This window comes from Cognatishimia activa, assembly GCF_017798205.1.
In the GTDB taxonomy this organism is placed as follows: Bacteria; Pseudomonadota; Alphaproteobacteria; order Rhodobacterales; family Rhodobacteraceae; genus Cognatishimia; species Cognatishimia activa_A.
Map to the genome: position 1 here is coordinate 2988934 of NZ_CP060010.1, position 16662 is coordinate 3005595.

Annotated in this window: 14 protein-coding genes and 1 pseudogene; 7 read left to right on the forward strand and 8 right to left on the reverse strand. The window is 57.7% G+C overall.

What is annotated here, in order from left to right; translation table 11 throughout:
- Positions 1-40: 40 nt before the first annotated feature.
- Positions 41-1180 carry a HupE/UreJ family protein gene (locus HZ995_RS14815; RefSeq protein ID WP_209356424.1) on the reverse strand — a complete coding sequence of 380 codons (1140 nt, stop codon included), beginning with the start codon at positions 1178-1180 and terminating at the stop codon, positions 41-43.
- Between HZ995_RS14815 and HZ995_RS14820 the strand changes: the two genes are divergently transcribed.
- From HZ995_RS14820 to HZ995_RS14835, 4 genes are all read left to right on the forward strand, one after another.
- Complete coding sequence (locus tag HZ995_RS14820) at positions 1179-1985, forward strand: DUF4198 domain-containing protein (protein ID WP_209356425.1); 807 nt, start codon at positions 1179-1181, stop codon at positions 1983-1985. The two genes, HZ995_RS14815 and HZ995_RS14820, sit on opposite strands and share 2 nt — an antisense overlap.
- 39 nt (positions 1986-2024) lie before the next feature.
- On the forward strand, positions 2025-2915 hold the full coding sequence (locus HZ995_RS14825; protein ID WP_209356426.1) for a PfkB family carbohydrate kinase: 891 nt from the start codon (positions 2025-2027) through the stop codon (positions 2913-2915).
- Positions 2916-3833, forward strand: coding sequence for a pseudouridine-5'-phosphate glycosidase (locus HZ995_RS14830; RefSeq protein WP_209356427.1), 918 nt, complete (start codon positions 2916-2918; stop codon positions 3831-3833).
- Between the two features lie 96 nt (positions 3834-3929).
- Entirely contained in the window at positions 3930-4673 is a 744-nt protein-coding gene (locus HZ995_RS14835) for a DUF502 domain-containing protein (RefSeq protein ID WP_209356428.1), read from the forward strand.
- Here HZ995_RS14835 and HZ995_RS14840 read toward each other — a convergent pair.
- The gene (locus HZ995_RS14840; protein ID WP_432417978.1) at positions 4664-5686 is read right to left on the reverse strand and encodes a patatin-like phospholipase family protein; all 1023 of its coding nucleotides are present in this window, start codon (positions 5684-5686) and stop codon (positions 4664-4666) included. The genes HZ995_RS14835 and HZ995_RS14840 overlap by 10 nt on opposite strands.
- A gap of 45 nt (positions 5687-5731) precedes the next feature.
- On the reverse strand, positions 5732-6505 hold the full coding sequence (locus HZ995_RS14845; RefSeq protein WP_209356430.1) for a 3-hydroxybutyrate dehydrogenase: 774 nt from the start codon (positions 6503-6505) through the stop codon (positions 5732-5734).
- 319 nt (positions 6506-6824) lie between these two features.
- On the opposite strand from HZ995_RS14845, the gene HZ995_RS14850 reads away from it, so the two are divergent.
- Positions 6825-8648, forward strand: coding sequence for an extracellular solute-binding protein (locus tag HZ995_RS14850; protein ID WP_209356431.1), 1824 nt, complete (start codon positions 6825-6827; stop codon positions 8646-8648).
- A gap of 91 nt (positions 8649-8739) precedes the next feature.
- Here HZ995_RS14850 and HZ995_RS14855 read toward each other — a convergent pair whose 3' ends face one another.
- From HZ995_RS14855 to HZ995_RS14865, 3 genes are read right to left on the reverse strand one after another with little or no spacing between them, the layout of a single operon-like run.
- Positions 8740-10092, reverse strand: a complete 1353-nt coding sequence (locus HZ995_RS14855) for a cytochrome P450 (RefSeq protein WP_209356432.1) — start codon at positions 10090-10092, stop codon at positions 8740-8742.
- Positions 10092-11300, reverse strand: a complete 1209-nt coding sequence (locus HZ995_RS14860; protein WP_209356433.1) for a hypothetical protein — start codon at positions 11298-11300, stop codon at positions 10092-10094. The genes HZ995_RS14855 and HZ995_RS14860 overlap by 1 nt, the downstream gene beginning before the upstream one ends.
- Positions 11301-11351: 51 nt before the next feature.
- A complete protein-coding gene (locus HZ995_RS14865) occupies positions 11352-12101 on the reverse strand; it encodes a cytochrome c biogenesis CcdA family protein (protein ID WP_209356434.1) in 750 nt (249 codons plus the stop codon).
- A gap of 91 nt (positions 12102-12192) precedes the next feature.
- Here HZ995_RS14865 and HZ995_RS14870 point away from each other — a divergent pair, with 91 nt between their 5' ends.
- Both HZ995_RS14870 and HZ995_RS14875 read left to right on the forward strand, forming a co-directional pair.
- Positions 12193-12423, forward strand: coding sequence for a sulfurtransferase TusA family protein (locus HZ995_RS14870; RefSeq protein ID WP_209356435.1), 231 nt, complete (start codon positions 12193-12195; stop codon positions 12421-12423).
- A 69-nt stretch (positions 12424-12492) separates the two neighbouring features.
- Positions 12493-13617, forward strand: coding sequence for a M20 aminoacylase family protein (locus tag HZ995_RS14875; RefSeq protein ID WP_209356436.1), 1125 nt, complete (start codon positions 12493-12495; stop codon positions 13615-13617).
- A gap of 40 nt (positions 13618-13657) precedes the next feature.
- Here the strand turns inward: HZ995_RS14875 and HZ995_RS16225 are convergent, their stop codons facing one another.
- Together HZ995_RS16225 and HZ995_RS16160 are read right to left on the reverse strand one after the other, a co-directional pair.
- Complete coding sequence (locus HZ995_RS16225) at positions 13658-14611, reverse strand: hypothetical protein (protein ID WP_432417994.1); 954 nt, start codon at positions 14609-14611, stop codon at positions 13658-13660.
- A 45-nt stretch (positions 14612-14656) separates the two neighbouring features.
- Positions 14657-16542 (reverse strand): annotated as a pseudogene (locus HZ995_RS16160) (Rne/Rng family ribonuclease); the annotation flags it as partial.
- Positions 16543-16662 lie beyond the last annotated feature (120 nt).

Genomic DNA, 16662 nt, shown 5'->3' on the forward strand with positions numbered 1-16662 from the left:
CCTTACTTCAAACCCTTACAACCAGACGTGAAAGTCGCACTCAAAGCAGAGTGCGTTCAATCACCCAATAGATCCCAATCGCTGAAATCATCATAGAGGCAGGCACTGCGATCATGGTGCGGTACCATGGTTTTTGGCCAAACCAGAGCCCAACGGCCAGGAACGCCAGAGCGATCACGGTCAGCTGACCGACTTCTACGCCGATGTTGAACCCGATCAAGGCTGGGATGAACTGTCCTGCTGGCAGGCCAAACTCTCCGAGCACCGAAGCAAACCCCAGCCCGTGCAACAGGCCAAAAACAAAGATCACGATCGGCCGCCACTTGGTCAGCTCTGTGGTCCTCACATTCTCGATCCCCACATAGACAATCGAGGCCGCAATGATCGGCTCGACAATGCTGCCAGGCACAACCACCCACCCAAGCGCGCCAAGCGCCAATGTGACGGTATGCGCAGCCGTAAAGGCCGTGACCTGCCACAGCAGCGGCCCCATACGCAGGCTAAAGAAGAACAGCCCCAAGACGAACAGAATATGATCCAGACCCTTTGGAAGAATGTGATCAAACCCAACAGGGATATAGGCGACAAAAGTCTGCCACCCGCTCAGCTCTTGGCCGCCTCCAATCTGGATCGGCTCGGAGGTCTGCCCACCGGCCAGTAGCCCCGTGAAAGGCGCTTCGACGCCTTGCTGGCGCAGAACGAGGTCTCCGTAGGTGTCGCCCCAAGCCACTGTGATTGCTTGGGTATTCGCAGGGATTTCGCCACTCAGAACAGCAAGCCCCAACCGCGCGACCTCGGGAACGGCCTCGGCGCTGACTTGGATGTCACTCAAACTCAGGGCAACTGGCGATCCGTCGGCGACAACCGTGACGCCAGACAGAAACGCAGCACTTCCCGCGCGAAACAGCTCCGCAACCTCGGATCCGGGCAAGGCTTGCAACGCGTCATAATCCGCAGCCTCCGCCGCATCATCCGTGTCTGACACCGACGACAAATCGATCCCCGCCAAAAACGCCTCGGCGTTCAGGCGCAGCTCTAGCGTCAAAGCACTTCCCTCGACCGAAAGATCCGCAATCGTTGGATTGGTTTCATGCGCTTGCGCAAAGGTGATCGCCATGAGCATTGACAATACCGCCAATAGCTTCAGCTTAATCAGTGAAGTAAAAGAGTTAAATTTCATGCGTATTGCTGCCCTGTTGATCTGTCAGTCTGTGTTGTTCGCCGCTCCGGCGGCCGTTGCACATGAGTTTTGGATTGCTCCGGAAAAATATCAAGTCGAAGTTGGGGAAAATATCCAAGCGGATTTTGTAAATGGGCAGGAATTTCGTGGCGGCACGCTCGCGTGGTTTGACAAACGCGTCGACCGCGCCGAAGCGATGATCAGCGATATGATTTTTCCCATCGGGGGTCGACTGGGCGATGTCCCTGCGATCACACAAATCGCACCCGAGGACGGGCTGATGGTTCTGATCACCGAGGCCGCGCCCTCTACGGTCAATTATCGGGAACCTGAAAAGTTCGCGGATTTCGTGAACCACAAGGATCTGCCTGTGGATCTTGCCACGATGGAATACCCGTTCAAAGAAGCCTACAGCCGCCACGCAAAGGCTCTTGTCGCCATTGGATCCGGCGCGGGGCAGGATCAAGCCATGGGAATGGCGACCGAATTCGTGGCGCTTGAGAACCCTTATACTGCCGACGTCTCGGATGGTTTGGACGTCCAGTTGCTCTATCAGGGCGCGACGCGAGCGGATGCTCAGATAGAAGTCTTTCAAATGGACCCTGAAGGCCAAGTGACGATCACGCTTTTGCGCAGTGATCAAGACGGCAAGGCCACAATCCCAGTTCTTGCAGGTCACCGCTATCTCATTGATTCCGTTGTGCTTCGTGCGCCCGCTCAGAAAACGCTGGACCGCGTTGCCGCGCCAAAGACGGTCAAATGGGAAACGCTTTGGGCGGCTTTAACATTTGCCGTGCCGCGGTAGGCTCTTGCACCGGCTCGCGTTTCTCGCGACAAGCAACATATGAACAGTTCACACGACATTCTCTGTATCGGCTCGGTCCTTTGGGACATCATTGGCCGCGCGCCCGTGCATATGCGCCAAGGTTCCGATGTGGCAGGCCGCATCACCCGCCTGCCCGGCGGCGTTGCGATGAATATCGCCATGACCCTCAGCCGTTTTGGCATGCGCCCGGCCTTGCTGACCTCCATCGGGCGTGACGCGGAGGGTGAGGAACTTTTGCAGGCCTGCAAAGAACTCGGGACGGGCACAGATTTCGTCTATCTCTCAGACGACCTGCCAACCGACAGCTATATGGCGGTCGAAGGCGCGAACGGATTGATCGCAGCCATCGCGGACGCGCATTCCTTAGAAGCCGCAGGAGACAAGATCCTGCGCCCACTGATGGACGGCACCCTTGGCAGCGATGACGCACCCTATGACGGATACATCGCGCTGGATGGCAATCTCACCCAGCGCCTGCTGGAAAACATCGCCGTCAGCCCTGCCTTCGCCAAAGCCGACCTGCGTGTCGCCCCGGCAAGCCCCGGCAAAGCCGAACGCCTAGTACCTTTCCTCAACCACACCCGCGCAACGCTTTATGTGAACCTCGAAGAAGCCGGGCTGCTCTGTCAGCAAGAGTTCGACTCAAGCCGCGACGCCGCCGAAGCGCTCCTGTCGCGCGGTGCGAAACGCGCGCTTGTCACCGATGGCGGCAAGGATTGCAGCGACGGCACCAATGACGGCATCCTAAGCCAAACCCCGCCCGAAGTCCTTGTGACCCGTGTCACCGGCGCAGGCGACACCTTTATGGCGGCGCATATTGCTGCTGAAAAAACCGGAGCGTCCCGCGAAGACGCCCTGTCCCGCGCGCTACAATCCGCGGCGATCTATGTCTCTGGAGGCAACCCCTAAATGACCCTATTCACCCTGTCTAAGGACGTCGCAGCCGCCAAGGCCGCGGGCAAACCGATTGTGGCGCTGGAAAGCACGATCATCACCCATGGCATGCCTTATCCGCAAAACGTCGAAGTGGCGCGGCAGGTTGAGGCCACCGTGCGCGCTGAAGGGGCCGTGCCCGCAACCATCGCAATCCTGGACGGTGAGCTTTTGATCGGCCTCACCGACGCACAGTTGGAACAATTGGCACAAGCCAAAGACGTCATGAAAGTATCTCGCGCCGATATGCCCGTCTGTATGGCCGCTGGCCGCAATGGCGCCACGACCGTCGCCGCAACCATGATCGCAGCACATCTTGCGGGTATTTCCGTCTTTGCAACAGGCGGCATCGGCGGTGTCCACAAAGGTGCAGACCAGAGCTTTGATATCTCGGCCGACCTCATGGAACTCGCGCAAACACCTGTTTCTGTTGTGGCCGCGGGCGCGAAAGCCATCCTTGATATCCCCAAAACGCTCGAGGTTCTTGAAACCCAGGGCGTGCCGGTCATCGCTATTGGCCAAGACGACTTTCCTGCCTTCTGGTCACGTTCATCCGGCCTTCCAGCCCCTCTTCGCTTGGATTCCCCTGTGGAGATCGCCAAAGCCTATGTGATGCGCGCGCAGATGGGCTTGCCCGGTGGCCAGCTGATCGCAAATCCCATCCCAGAGGCCGACGAGATCGCCGCCGAGACCCTCGCCCCAATCATCAAAGAGGCCACCGAGGCAGCAAGCGCGCAGGGCATCGCAGGCAAGGACGTCACACCTTTCCTTTTGTCGCGAATCTTTGAGACGACCGAGGGCAAATCCCTGACTTCCAACATCGCGCTTGTCCTGAACAACGCCCGCGTCGCGGCCAAGATTGCCACGGAAATCAGCAGCCTATCGGCGGAATAAGCACGATCCGGGACCAAGTGACCCTGCGTTATTGAAGCCCCTTAAGATTCTGCCTATTTAGCGCTAAAGCTTAAGAAAGCCCCACGAGCGATCCGAATGACCACGCCTTTTGACGACCCAAATCAACCTAAGCGCCCCGGCCTGATCGGCGGTTTGCGGTCGTCGTTCCTGACGGGCCTTGTTGTGATCATGCCTGTCGGCTTCACTATTTGGCTCTTCTGGACGTTCATCGGCTGGGTCGACAGCTTTGTTCTGCCGTTCGTGCCAGATTTCTACCAACCTGATAACCTCGTGCGCTGGGTCATCGGCGATGAGATGTACAACCGCTGGATCGGCGAAGACGTACGCATCAATATTCGCGGCGTCGGCGTCGTTATTTTCCTGCTGTTCACCGTTCTGGTGGGCTGGATCGCAAAGGGCCTGATTGGCCGCTCGCTGATCAGCTATGCGGAAAATCTGGTTCTGCGGATGCCTGTGGTGCGCTCGATCTATTCGGGCGTCAAACAAATCGCCGAAACCGTGTTCGCGCAATCTGATCGCAGCTTTGAAGAGGCTTGCCTGATCGAATACCCCCGCAAAGGCATCTGGGCGATTGGCTTTGTCTCGACCTCAGCCAAAGGCGAAATCAACAAGCGTGCCGCGGGAGAGGACGACCAGCTCTTGTCCGTCTTTGTGCCCACAACGCCGAACCCGACTTCAGGCTTTCTGCTGTTTTTCCCTGAAAAAGACGTGATCAAACTGGATATGTCGGTCGAAGACGCAGCGAAACTCGTGATCTCGGCAGGCCTCGTCTACCCCAACGGCGCAGACCCGACCCAGCCACCGTCAGATCAGCCGTAAATCGCGCGCAGATCGACCGAACTGGATTTGCCCAGCTTGTCGAAATTCTCATCCAAAAACGCAATCGCCGCGCGCTGACCGGCCTCTTTCAGACGCGTGAGGATCGAGGGGATCGGCACCATCTTGGTCGCGGCACTTAGATCGTTCATCAGTTCATCATCAGCAATCATATGGACATGCACGTCCTTCATCTGCCCCTGCTGAAGCGAACCTTCCGCGAGCATCCGCTTCACAAAGGCAATCGCGCGCAATTCGGCCAGAAGCGAGCTGTTAAAGCTGATCTCATTCATCCGCGATTGGATTTGCGCCGGCGTTTTCGGCGTTTCGCTGCGTTCAATCGGGTTGATATTCACGATGACGATGTCGTCGGGCAGATCCTTGCGAAACAACGGCCAAAGCGCCGGATTGCCGGTATAGCCCCCATCCCAATAAGCATCCGTGACGCCGCTCTCAGGATCCGTAATTTCAACCGCCTGAAACACTGTCGGCAAACAGGCCGAAGCCAGGATCGCATCAATCGACACATCACCGCCCGTGAAAACCTTTGCCTTCCCAGTGCGCACATTTGTGGCACAGACAAACAGATCAGGACCGGCCTCGCCACAAATCCGGTCATAGTGAAAGGACTCAATCAAAGGCTTTAACGGATGGCTATAAAACGGCCCATAGGCATAGGGCGAGAGAAACCGCGAGGCCAGATCGCTCATCACATAGCCCGGTGAATACTCCAGACCCTGCGCAATCGTGTCGGCTTCAAACCCGGCCAGCCAATCCGTAAACCCGCCACCTGACAAAGCGCCCATCTTGGACCAGAGCCACTCCAGATTGTCCAAAGCCGCCGCACGGCTCCCAAGCGCCAATCCGGACTTCAAAGCCGCGCCATTTAGCGCCCCCGCAGAGGTGCCGGAAACCGAGGCAATCTCCACCCCTGGCACCTGCAGCAGCACATCCAGCACGCCCCAGCTAAAGGCGCCATGTGCCCCGCCTCCTTGCAATGCCAGATTTATGCACACCACGGCCTAGTCTTTCTCTTGCCAAAAATATCCAAAAACCGCGCTCTAAAGCGCGGTCCAGCCACCATCCACAGAGATCGTCGTGCCAGTGATCTGCGCGGCGGCATCTGAACAGAGGAAAACCGTCGTGCCCCCCAATTGCTCCACAGTCGCAAACTCTTTGGACGGCTGACGCGTCAGCATAACGTTCTTCACCACATCCTCGCGGCTCATGTTGTATTCCTTCATCGTGTCAGGAATCTGAGCCTCCACCAGCGGGGTCAGCACATAGCCCGGGCAGATCGCATTACAGGTGATCGGCTCCTGCGCGGTTTCAAGCGCCACGGTTTTGGACATGCCCACCACGCCGTGCTTGGCTGCAATATAGGCCGCTTTAAACGGCGAGGCAGTCAAACCATGGGCCGAGGCAATATTCACAATCCGGCCCCAACCCGCCTCGCGCATCAAAGGCAAAGCCGCGGCCGTTGTGTGAAAGGCAGAGTTCATATTGATCGCAATAATCGCGTCCCATTTTTCTACTGGAAATTGATCGATGGGTGCGACGTGCTGGATGCCTGCGTTGTTCACAAGGATATCGCATTTGCCCGCATCGGCGATCAGCTGACGGCATTCATCACCCTTGGACATATCCGCCTTGATGTAGCGGGCGGTCACACCGAACTCTTTGCCAATCTCTGCTGCAAGCGCATGATCCTCATCGCGGTCGGTGAACGAGTTCAGCACCACATCTGCACCCGCGCGCGCCAACTCGCGTGCAACGCCCAGGCCGATGCCTGAATTGGACCCTGTAATTACAGCCGTTTTTCCGTTCAAGCTCATGGCAGCTCTCCTCATACCCAAGTCATTCACGATTTCGCAGATGCAACATACCACTTTGCACGCGCAACATAAGTCGCAATTTCGCGACCGGGTAGTCCTACGGGGAAAAGGCGCTGCCAGACCTCGGGCCCAAAAAAAACGCCCGCACGAAGCGGGCGTAAAGTTATTGAGGCAGGTTTCATACAGGCAAGAAACCTATCGAGCAGTGCCCTCTTTATAAGCAATCTCCGGCTGAGAGTCCAAGCTAAAAGTTTGATATGGCTGGAATCCCATGTAGGCTGGCATCAATCATAAAAGGCAAACAGGGATTGTTTAACCAATGCGACCAGTGAAAATCAGCGCGTTCCTTAAGAAAGCAACGGCGATCGCCTTTGTTTTAATGGCTCCGAGCGCATTTGCAGAGCCAAAACATGGGATTGCCATGTATGGCGAGCCTGCAATGGGTCCGGACTTCGTCTCACTCCCCTATGTGAACCCCGATGCGCCCAAAGGTGGCCGAATCGTCACAGCCAATACCGGGGGATTCGATTCGCTTAATCCGTACATTCGCAAAGGCTCAGTCCCGTGGCAGTTGCGTTTCTTTGCGGTTGAAAGCCTGATGGGCCGCAACCGCGACGAACCATTTGCGCTTTATGGCCTGCTTGCCGAGACCATCGAAACCGGCCCGAACCGCGAATGGGTCGAATTCACTCTTCGCCCTGAGGCCAAGTTTTCCGACGGCAGCCCTGTGACGGTCGACGACGTCATCTGGTCATTTGAAACGCTGGGCACCGTCGGCCACCCACGCTATCGCGGGTTCTGGGGCAAGATTGGCTCCATCGAGCAAACCGGAGACCGCTCTGTCCGTCTCACCTTCAACGTGGACGACCGAGAGCTCGCCCTGATCGCCGGCCTGCGCCCGATCCTGCAAAAGGCACAATGGGACGGTCGCGACATCAATGACTCCACGCTTGAAGATATTCCCATCACAAGTTCTCCATATGTGGTGACAGATTTCGAAGCGGGCCGCTATGTGACCCTGACCCGCAATCCCGACTATTGGGGCAAGGATCTGCCCCTACGGCGCGGCACAAATAACTTCGACACGATCCAGATCGAACACTACGGCGATGGCGATGTGCTTTTTGAAGCCTTCAAGGCTGGCGAGGTTTCCTTTGTGCGCGAGTTCAATGCCGAGAACTGGGCGAGCCGCTACAATTTCCCCCGTGCCGAAGCGGGCGATGTGGTGAAATCGGAAATCACGCATGAGAAACCCTCGGGTATCACCGGCTTTGTGATGAACACCCGCCGCGCGCCCTTTGATGATATCCGCGTGCGGGATGCCTTGATGCATGCGTTCAACTTTGAATTCGTCAACGACGCGATGACCAAAGGCCGCCAGCCGCGCATCACAAGCTATTTCAGCAACTCGGTTCTGTCCAAACAGGACGGCCCAGCCGCAGGCCGCGTGGCCGACTACCTCGCGCCTTATGCCGGAAGCGTGCCAGCAGGCACGATCGAAGGCTACACCCTGCCCGTCTCTGACGGCTCCGAGCGTAACCGCGCGAATGTGGCCAAAGCGATGGATCTCTTGATGTCCGCAGGCTTCACCGTCGAAAACGGCGTCATGACCCAACCGAATGGCGAGCCCTTTGCCTTTGAAATCCTGATGAAACAATCCGGCAGCGGCTTCCAGGACGCGGGCGCCGTGGCCGACATCTACGCCAAAGCGCTGGAACGCCTCGGTATCAAAGCCACCGTCGTCACAGTGGACAACGCGCAATACAAAGAGCGCGAGACCGTCTTTGACTTTGACATGACCTACTACCGCCGGTCCCTGTCCCTGTCGCCGGGCAATGAGCAAAATCTCTACTGGGGCTCAGCGGCGGCGGACACCGAAGGGTCGCGCAACTGGATGGGTGTGAAATCCGAAGCCATCGACGGGCTGATCAACGAGATGCTGACAGCCCGCACGCAGGATGATTTTGTCGCTGCCACCCGCGCGCTGGATCGCGTGCTCACCGCAGGCCGTTACGTGATCCCCTTCTGGAACTTCACCGTGGGCCGCATTGCACATGACAAGACCATGAAGTTCTCCACCGACTTCCCAATCTATGGCGATGGCGTCGACTGGATGCCTGTCACCTGGTGGTACGAAGAATAAACCAACCCAGCGCGGCTCTTAACGGGGCCGCGCTTTTTCTCTTGCCCAAGTATCCTGGGTGAATTTGCCAAAGGCAAAGAGGGCAAAGCCCTCATCTCGGCTGCAACGTCAGCCAAATCCCATCCTTACTCCGCACCGTCAGATGCGCCACAGGCTCCGGATCACGCCCCTCAACCCGCGTAATCCGAAAATGCTTGAGGATCATCGACAGCATCAAGACCCCCTCAACCATCGCAAACCCAGCCCCCGTGCAAACACGCGGACCGCTGGAAAACGGCATATAGGCCTCGCGCATGCATTGCTTGCCGTTGTCCGTGCCCCAACGGGTCGGATCAAACCCATCAGGGTTCTCCCACAGCCGTTCATGGCGATGCAGATGCCAAGGGCTGAGAACCATCTGACTGCCGCGCTTGATATCCCGCTCTCGGAACGTTTCAGGGCAGGTATTCTGCCGCACCATCATTGGTACCGGCGGATAGAGCCTGAGGGACTCTCGGAACACATCCCGCGAAATCTTGAGCTTGCTGATCTGCCCAAACTCAGTGCCGTCCAATGCCTGCGCTTCCTCGGCCACCTGCTCCTGCCAGTCTGGATAAAGCGCCATCAGATAGAGCGTCCAGGCCAGCGCGGAGGCAGAGGTCTCATGCCCTGCCAGAAAAAAGATCGCGACCTGATCGACCATTTCCTGCGGGGTAAATGTCTCGCCCGTCTCAGGATCCTTGGTGGTCATGATTTTGGTCGCCAGATCCTCAGGTGCCGTGCCTCGTTCGATCTCTGCCGATCTCTCCTCGGTCAATTGCGTGATCAAACGGCGAATTTCGCGGGCCGTGGATTTGGTCGAGCGCCCAAAAAACCGCGGCATCCAGCGCGGCAGAGGCACAAAGGCCGCAATGTTAAGGATCGGCTGGCTGCGTTGATAGTCGCGAAACTGGGTGAAAACCTGCGTCGCAATTTCGTTTTCAATCGGGATCGAAAACAGCGTTCGAAAGATAATGTCCGCCGACGCGTGGCTGGTCTCTTCTTCGATCTCAATCGGCTCTCCGACCCGCGCCTTGAGCCGCGCGACCGAAGCCTCAGCAGCCTCATACATCGCGGGATAAATCTCGCGCAGGCGACCACCTTCAAAGGCCGGATCAATAATGCGGCGTTGGCGCTTCCACGTCTCTCCATTGGTCAGGAACACAGAGTCCCCAAGCAACGGGCGCAGACCCTCGGCAACTCGACCCGATTTAGGAAAATCATCGGGGCGTTCTTTGAGGACCGTTTTCACCAGATCAGGCTGGTTCAACAGATACGACCGAAAAAACGGCGTGCGAAATTCAGCCATCCACGCTCGATAGAGCCGCGCGGGTTGGGCCGACAAAAGATCCTTTTTAAACAGTCGCATATACTGGATCAAAGACACACGATCAGGCCGCGCCGGGGGCTTAGGAGGCATCTCCATCAGCCCATCTCCGTGAATTTATTGACCGGCTCTTCGATCCGAGACCGCGAGGCTTTGCGGCCCTCAAACCGCATACGCAGGGTTTTGGGGCCTGCCGTGATCTGGAAATAATCATAGTCTTTGGGCCGATCAAATGCGCAAAGATACTGAAAATGCAGCCGGAAAAACCGCCACCGAAGCGCCTTCCATCGGGCGGGGCTCAGCGTCTGGGTAAAAGCCGCCGAAATCACAATCGGCCAGCGCTTGCCTTCAGAGGCGACGCCAGTCACCGACACAGGATCACAAAGCGCAAAGGCACAGCCATCGCCGGGGGCCGTGACGTCTAGCCAAAAAACATCCTCGCGTGTCGACAAATAGTTCAAATCCATACGCAGGCGTTTGGCCTCTGGCAGAAAACTCACCATCGGCACGACCTGCCCCAGCGAGAGAAAAGACAATACGGGACCGTCTGGTTTGACCTGCCCTGCCCGCAAAAGATCCGAGATCACCGAGACCGCCAGATGTGCGCCGGAGCTATGCCCAACGACCAACACCTCATCCACGTCACTCTTAAGAGCCTCAGCGATATGATCCACAAACTCAGCCATCCGCGCCTCAAGCTCGGGTGGATTGCTGCCCTTGGTCGAGGCCGAATAGGCGTAGTCATGCATGAGGTAATAGGCGAAAAACTTGTTGTCACGCGCTTTGAACCAATTGAGTAAAAGCGGCACAATCACAAAGCCAGCCAGCCCCGCCCACCACGGCGCGAACATCCCGACCAAACGAAACAGCCCATAGCCCGCCAGCAACGCGAGTTGCAGTTGCACCAGCAAAAACACCACCGGATAAAGCGCCGCGATCACCGGCCCCTTGCGTAGGCGCATCAGGCGAAACAGGGCCCCGGTCGCGATATAGGTCCAGGCCGTGCGGATCAGCAGCCCATAGGTCGCCAAGATCCCCTGATCCATGCTGCCACGCACGATGTCAGACCAGACCAGCACTTCGAAATCCGTCTGCGTTTCGATGTCCTCAATCTGGCTGTCCACCCGCCAGCCATAAGGCCCATCGGTGGTTTTCGGAGCAAGCGCGACCTCATAGCCAGATATCTCGCCCTGCGCTTTGCTCTCTTTGCGATAAAGCTCGCGGTAGCGACGCGGGTGAATCGGATCATAGCCTGGAATGTAAAACACCCGGCGCGTTTTGATCGGTTCAGAGGTCTGATCACCCATGGTCTGCTCTCTTGCACCTGTTTGGCGGCGCGTTGAGATCAGACTACATGCTTAGCCCACAAGCGCCAAGGCCGGGAATGCTTCGAGCAACCAATAGGAGAAGGCCGAGAATCCGCCCGTCAGCATCAAAAGGCCGATGGTCCAGAGCAACAGCCCCATGACGCGCTCGATCTGTTCCATATGACGTTTCATCCAGCTCATGAGCCCCGTCAGACGCGGCAAGTAGGCTGCGACCAGCAAAAACGGAATACCAAGCCCCATCGCGTAAACCGCTAGCAGCAGCGTGCCGCGCGTCACAGAGGCTTCAGACGCGGCAATCGACAGGATCGCGCCCAGTTGAGGACCAATGCAGGGCGTCCAGCCGAAGGCGAACGCCAGGCCGAGGATATAGGCACCAAAGGAACTGCCACCGCGATCACCCACATCAATACGCGCTTCGCGATCAAGGAAACCGATGCGATAGATGCCAATGAAATGCGCGCCAAAGATCATCACGAGGATGCCCGCCAGCGTGTTGAACCAGCCCTGATATTGCAAAAATAGCGAGCCAATGGCCGAGGCTGTGAACCCAAGGAACAAAAACACCGTCGACAGCCCCATCACAAAGAAAAGCGCTGGCATGAGTGCCGTGTTCTTGGCCTTTCCCTCTGACAGATCGGTGACCGAAACCCCGCTCATATAGGCCAGATAGGGCGGCACAATGGGCAGCACGCAGGGGCTGAGGAAAGACATAACGCCGGCCAAAAGCGCGACGATCATGGCGGGCAGCAGGGCTGCGTCTATGATTTCGATTCCGAACATAGTCCCGACATAGGCGATCTATGCGCCTAGGTCACCTGACAAGCTGTCACAAGGGTGTGGACGCTTTGAAACATCTGAGCTACTGCGGGGCATGTCTGACGATATCTTTGAAATCGACGCTATCGGGCTGCTGTGTCCCCTGCCCGTTCTGCGCCTGCGCAAACGAATGCAGCCGCTGGCCACTGGCACGCGCATTCGCCTCTTGGCGGATGATCCGGCCGCTATCGTCGACGTCCCACATTTCTGCAATGAAAACGGCCATGTACTGGCGGCGCAGTCTGAGGCTGACGGCGTTCTGACATTTGAGGTCATCAAGCGCTAGCAAGGCTTGTACGTCACCTGCGTGCTGGGGCAGACTTTGAGGATCTTGCCTTAGAACGGAGCTCTCTCGATGCTCGACCTCAAAACCTTTCGCCGAGACTTGCATGCGCACCCGGAAACCGGGTTTGACTTGATGCGCACGCCGAAAGTGATCGGTGAAGTGCTTGAGAAGGCTGGGCTTGAGGTCACCTACGGCGTTGGCAAAACCGGCCTGGTCGCCACACTGCGGCGCGGGCCTGAAGAGACGGCTATTGGCTTTCGCGCCGACATGGACGCGCTGCCGATCACCGAGGCGACAAACCTCCCCTATCGCTCTCAACTCGAAGGGAAATTTCACGGTTGCGGCCATGACGGTCACAGCACGATGCTATTGGGAGCAGCGCTGGAGCTCGCGCAGGATTCCGCGTTCAACCGCACGGTCCATTTCATATTTCAACCGGATGAGGAAAACGGCAATGGCGCAGCCGCGATGATCGCGGATGGCCTGTTTGACCGCTTTCCAATGGTCGAAATATATGGCCTACACAATATGCCCGGCATGGCGCTCGGGCATTTCGCCACGCAACCTGGTCCTTTCTGCGCCTTTGAAGACAACTTCGAGATCCGCATTCAAGGCCAAGGCGGCCATGCATCTATGCCAGAAAAAGGCGTGGACCCCATCGTAGTTGGCGCGGCAATTGTGCAGCAACTTCAAAGCATAGTGTCGCGCGCGCTTTCGCCCAAGGACCATGGCGTCGTCTCAGTCACCGAGTTCATCACCGACGGCGCCCGCAATATCCTAGCGAGCAACGTCTCCTTGCGAGGCGATTGCCGCGGGTTTCACCAAGAGGTGTCAGACCTTATTGAAACCCGAATGCGCGCGATCGCGAGCGGTGTAAGCGCCGCCTATGGGGCGTCAGTTGAGGTCGAATATTCCACCTCATTCCGTCCTTTGGTGAATGATCCAAGCGCCACCGAAACCTTGTCAGCCGCCGCGCGCCAGACCGGAGAGCTGAATGACGCCTATGGGCGGGTCGGGTTTTCTGAGGATTTCGCGGAATTCCTCACCCATCGCCCCGGCGCTTTTGTGTTGATGGGCAATGGCACCGAAGGGGCCTTTGCGATGCCACTTCACAATCCATCCTACGACTTTAATGATGCGGCGATCCCGCATGGCATCGCGTTCTGGTGTCAACTGGCGCGGCAAGGCATGTAACAAAAACGCCGGGCGAGACACCCGGCGTTTCTAAATTTTCTTATCGGCCCATCGACCACCAGCCGCGCCGTTTCGGCTTGGCGGGTTCATCTTGTGCGGGCTCTGCCGCTGGGGCCTCGGCCACCTCTGCGACTGGCTCTGCTTCAGCAGGCGCAGGCTCTTCGGCAACAGGCTCTTCCGCAACCGCGTCTTCCGTGGGCGCTTCCTCGGCTGCTTCGGCAACCGGTTCATTTGGCGCCTCAGCAGGAGCTTCGCTCGCCTCCTCAGCTGGAATGTCCGCTGCGTCTTCAGCAGGCGCTTCCGCAGTTTCTTCCGCAACAACAGGTTCTGCTTTCTTCTTACGGCTGCGCGAGCTGCGCGGTTTTGGCTTCGGCGCTTCTTCGTCCTTTGCCTCTTCCGCGGGTGCTGCATCGTCGCCTCCAGCCGGCGTCTCTTCGCCAGCCTCAGTCGCCTCATCCGCGCCATTTTCGTCAGATCCGTTTTCGTCTGACGCACCATCAGAACCCTCGCCTTTAGGCTTCCGGCGACGACGACGACGGCGACGCTTCTTGGGCTTGGCCTCTTCGTCCTCTTGGGTTTCTTCGACGATTTCCGCGTCTTCGATATCCTCGTCGATTGCATCCATCAAAGACGCATCGGCCGACACCACTGACTCCGAGGGCTCTGGAACCACGCGAGTGGCCGTTTTCAGTTTCTCGAGTGTGAAATCAGGTGAAATCAGTGCAGGATCCGCTTCAATCCGCACCGACAGCCCATAGCGCGCTTCGATCTGCGCCACATGCTCGCGCTTCTGGTTCATGATGTAGTTCACGATACCAACCGGCGCTTTGACCAGCACCTCACGAGAGCGACGACGGGTGCCTTCCTCTTCGATCTGACGCAGGATGGTCAGCGCGAGGTTGTCATCCGAGCGGATAAGACCCGTGCCATGACAATGCGGACAGGGCTGAGTGGTCGCTTCGATCATGCCAGGACGCAGACGCTGACGCGACATTTCCAAGAGACCAAAGCCCGAAATCCGGCCCACCTGAATGCGCGCGCGATCCGTTTTCAGCTTATCTTTCAGACGCTTCTCAACTGCGTTGTTGTTCTTGCGCTCGTCCATATCGATGAAGTCGATGACGATCAGACCTGCAAGGTCACGCAGTCGCAACTGGCGGGCCACCTCTTCGGCGGCCTCAAGGTTGGTCTTAAGCGCGGTTTCTTCAATCGAGCCTTCTTTGGTGGCGCGACCCGAGTTCACGTCGACAGCGACAAGCGCCTCAGTCACGCCGATCACGATGTAGCCACCGGATTTCAGCTGCACCGTCGGGTTGAACATGCCCGACAGGTAGCTTTCCCCTGATAGCGCGCAAAAAGCGGCAGGCTGTCTTGGTATTGCTTCACGTTTTTCGCATGCGACGGCATGATCATTTTCATGAAGTCTTTGGCGATGCGGTAGCCGCGCTCGCCCTCGACCATCACTTCATCGATCTCACGAGAATACAGATCGCGGATCGAGCGTTTGATCAGATCGCCCTCTTCATAGATCTTGGCCGGCGCGATGGATTTCAGCGTCAGCTCGCGGATCTGCTCCCACATACGTTGCAGGTACTCATAGTCACGCTTGACCTCGGACTTGGTGCGCTGCGCCCCTGCGGTCCGAATGATCAGACCCGCGCCTTGCGGCACGTCGATCTCTTGCGCGATTTCCTTGAGCTTTTTGCGATCCGCCACATTGGTGATCTTGCGGCTGATCCCGCCACCACGCGCGGTGTTTGGCATCAAAACGCAATAGCGACCCGCAAGGCTTAGGTATGTGGTCAGAGCCGCGCCTTTGTTGCCGCGCTCTTCTTTGACCACTTGCACCAGCAGGATCTGACGGACCTTGATGACTTCTTGAATTTTATAACGACGTGGACGCGGCTTGCGCGGAGGACGAATGTCGTCCTGATCGTCGTCATCTGCCACATCCTCGATTGAGGAATCCTTCTCGGATGCCTTCGCGCGCTTGCGCCGGCTGCGTGACCGAGAGCTGCGTTTCTTGCCGCCCTCTTCTTCCTCGTCATCAGAGGCGTCATCCTGAGACGTCTCATCGGACACTTCTTCTGTGGTAGCCTCATCGGCCTCCTCATCAGACGCGGCCTCTGGCGCGGCGCTGTCTTCTTCGGTCTCTTCGCCGGTCTCGACGTCTTTAGTGGCAACGGCATCGCCATCATTGTCCGTCGACATTGCCATGGTTTTGTCATCACCATCGCTGTCGTCGGATTTCACGTCCTCGGCAGGTGCTTCGGCCACGTCTTGGGCAGGCGCCCCTGTAGCGTCTGTGCTCGCCTCTTCAGAAGCGGGCGCATCACCTTCAGCCGGTGCCTCGGCAGCTTCCTCAGCCGTCACATCCTCTTTTTTCTTCCGAGGACGACGGGCGCGCGGCTTTTTCGGCTTTGGAGCCTCTTCTTCAACAACCTCGGGGGCCTCTTCGGCCTCAACCGTGTCATCGCCCAGATCGATGGTCTCCATGCCGGAGATCTCATCGGTTGCGACCGCATCACTCTCAGCCGTCTCTTCCGCAGGTTTATCCGAGGCCTTCGCCTTAGACCGGCGGCTGCGTTTTGGTTTGGGCTTTTCGTCTTCTTCGTCGCGTGCGCGCATCGCTTCGGCATAGGCGCGCTCTTCTTCCATCAGCGCTTCACGATCAGCAACCGGGATCTGATAATAGTCCGGATGGATTTCGAGAAGGCCAAAAAACCCGTGGCGATTGCCACCGTAGTCCACAAAGGCCGCCTGCAAGGACGGCTCGACCCGTGTTACTTTTGCGAGATAGATGTTGCCAGCAAGCTGGCGTTTATTTTCGGATTCAAAGTCGAACTCCTCGACCTTGTTTCCGTCGACCACCACGACGCGGGTTTCCTCCGCGTGGGTGGCATCGATGAGCATTTTCTTAGCCATGTTTTCCGTGTGCACCCGGAATCACGCAAACCTGCGCCCGGATTTATTCCAGGCGGCGCAGAGCGTGTTGCAGGGTGTCTTGTAGTGGCGATGGGTCTCGCGTCGCGCAGCACATCACCA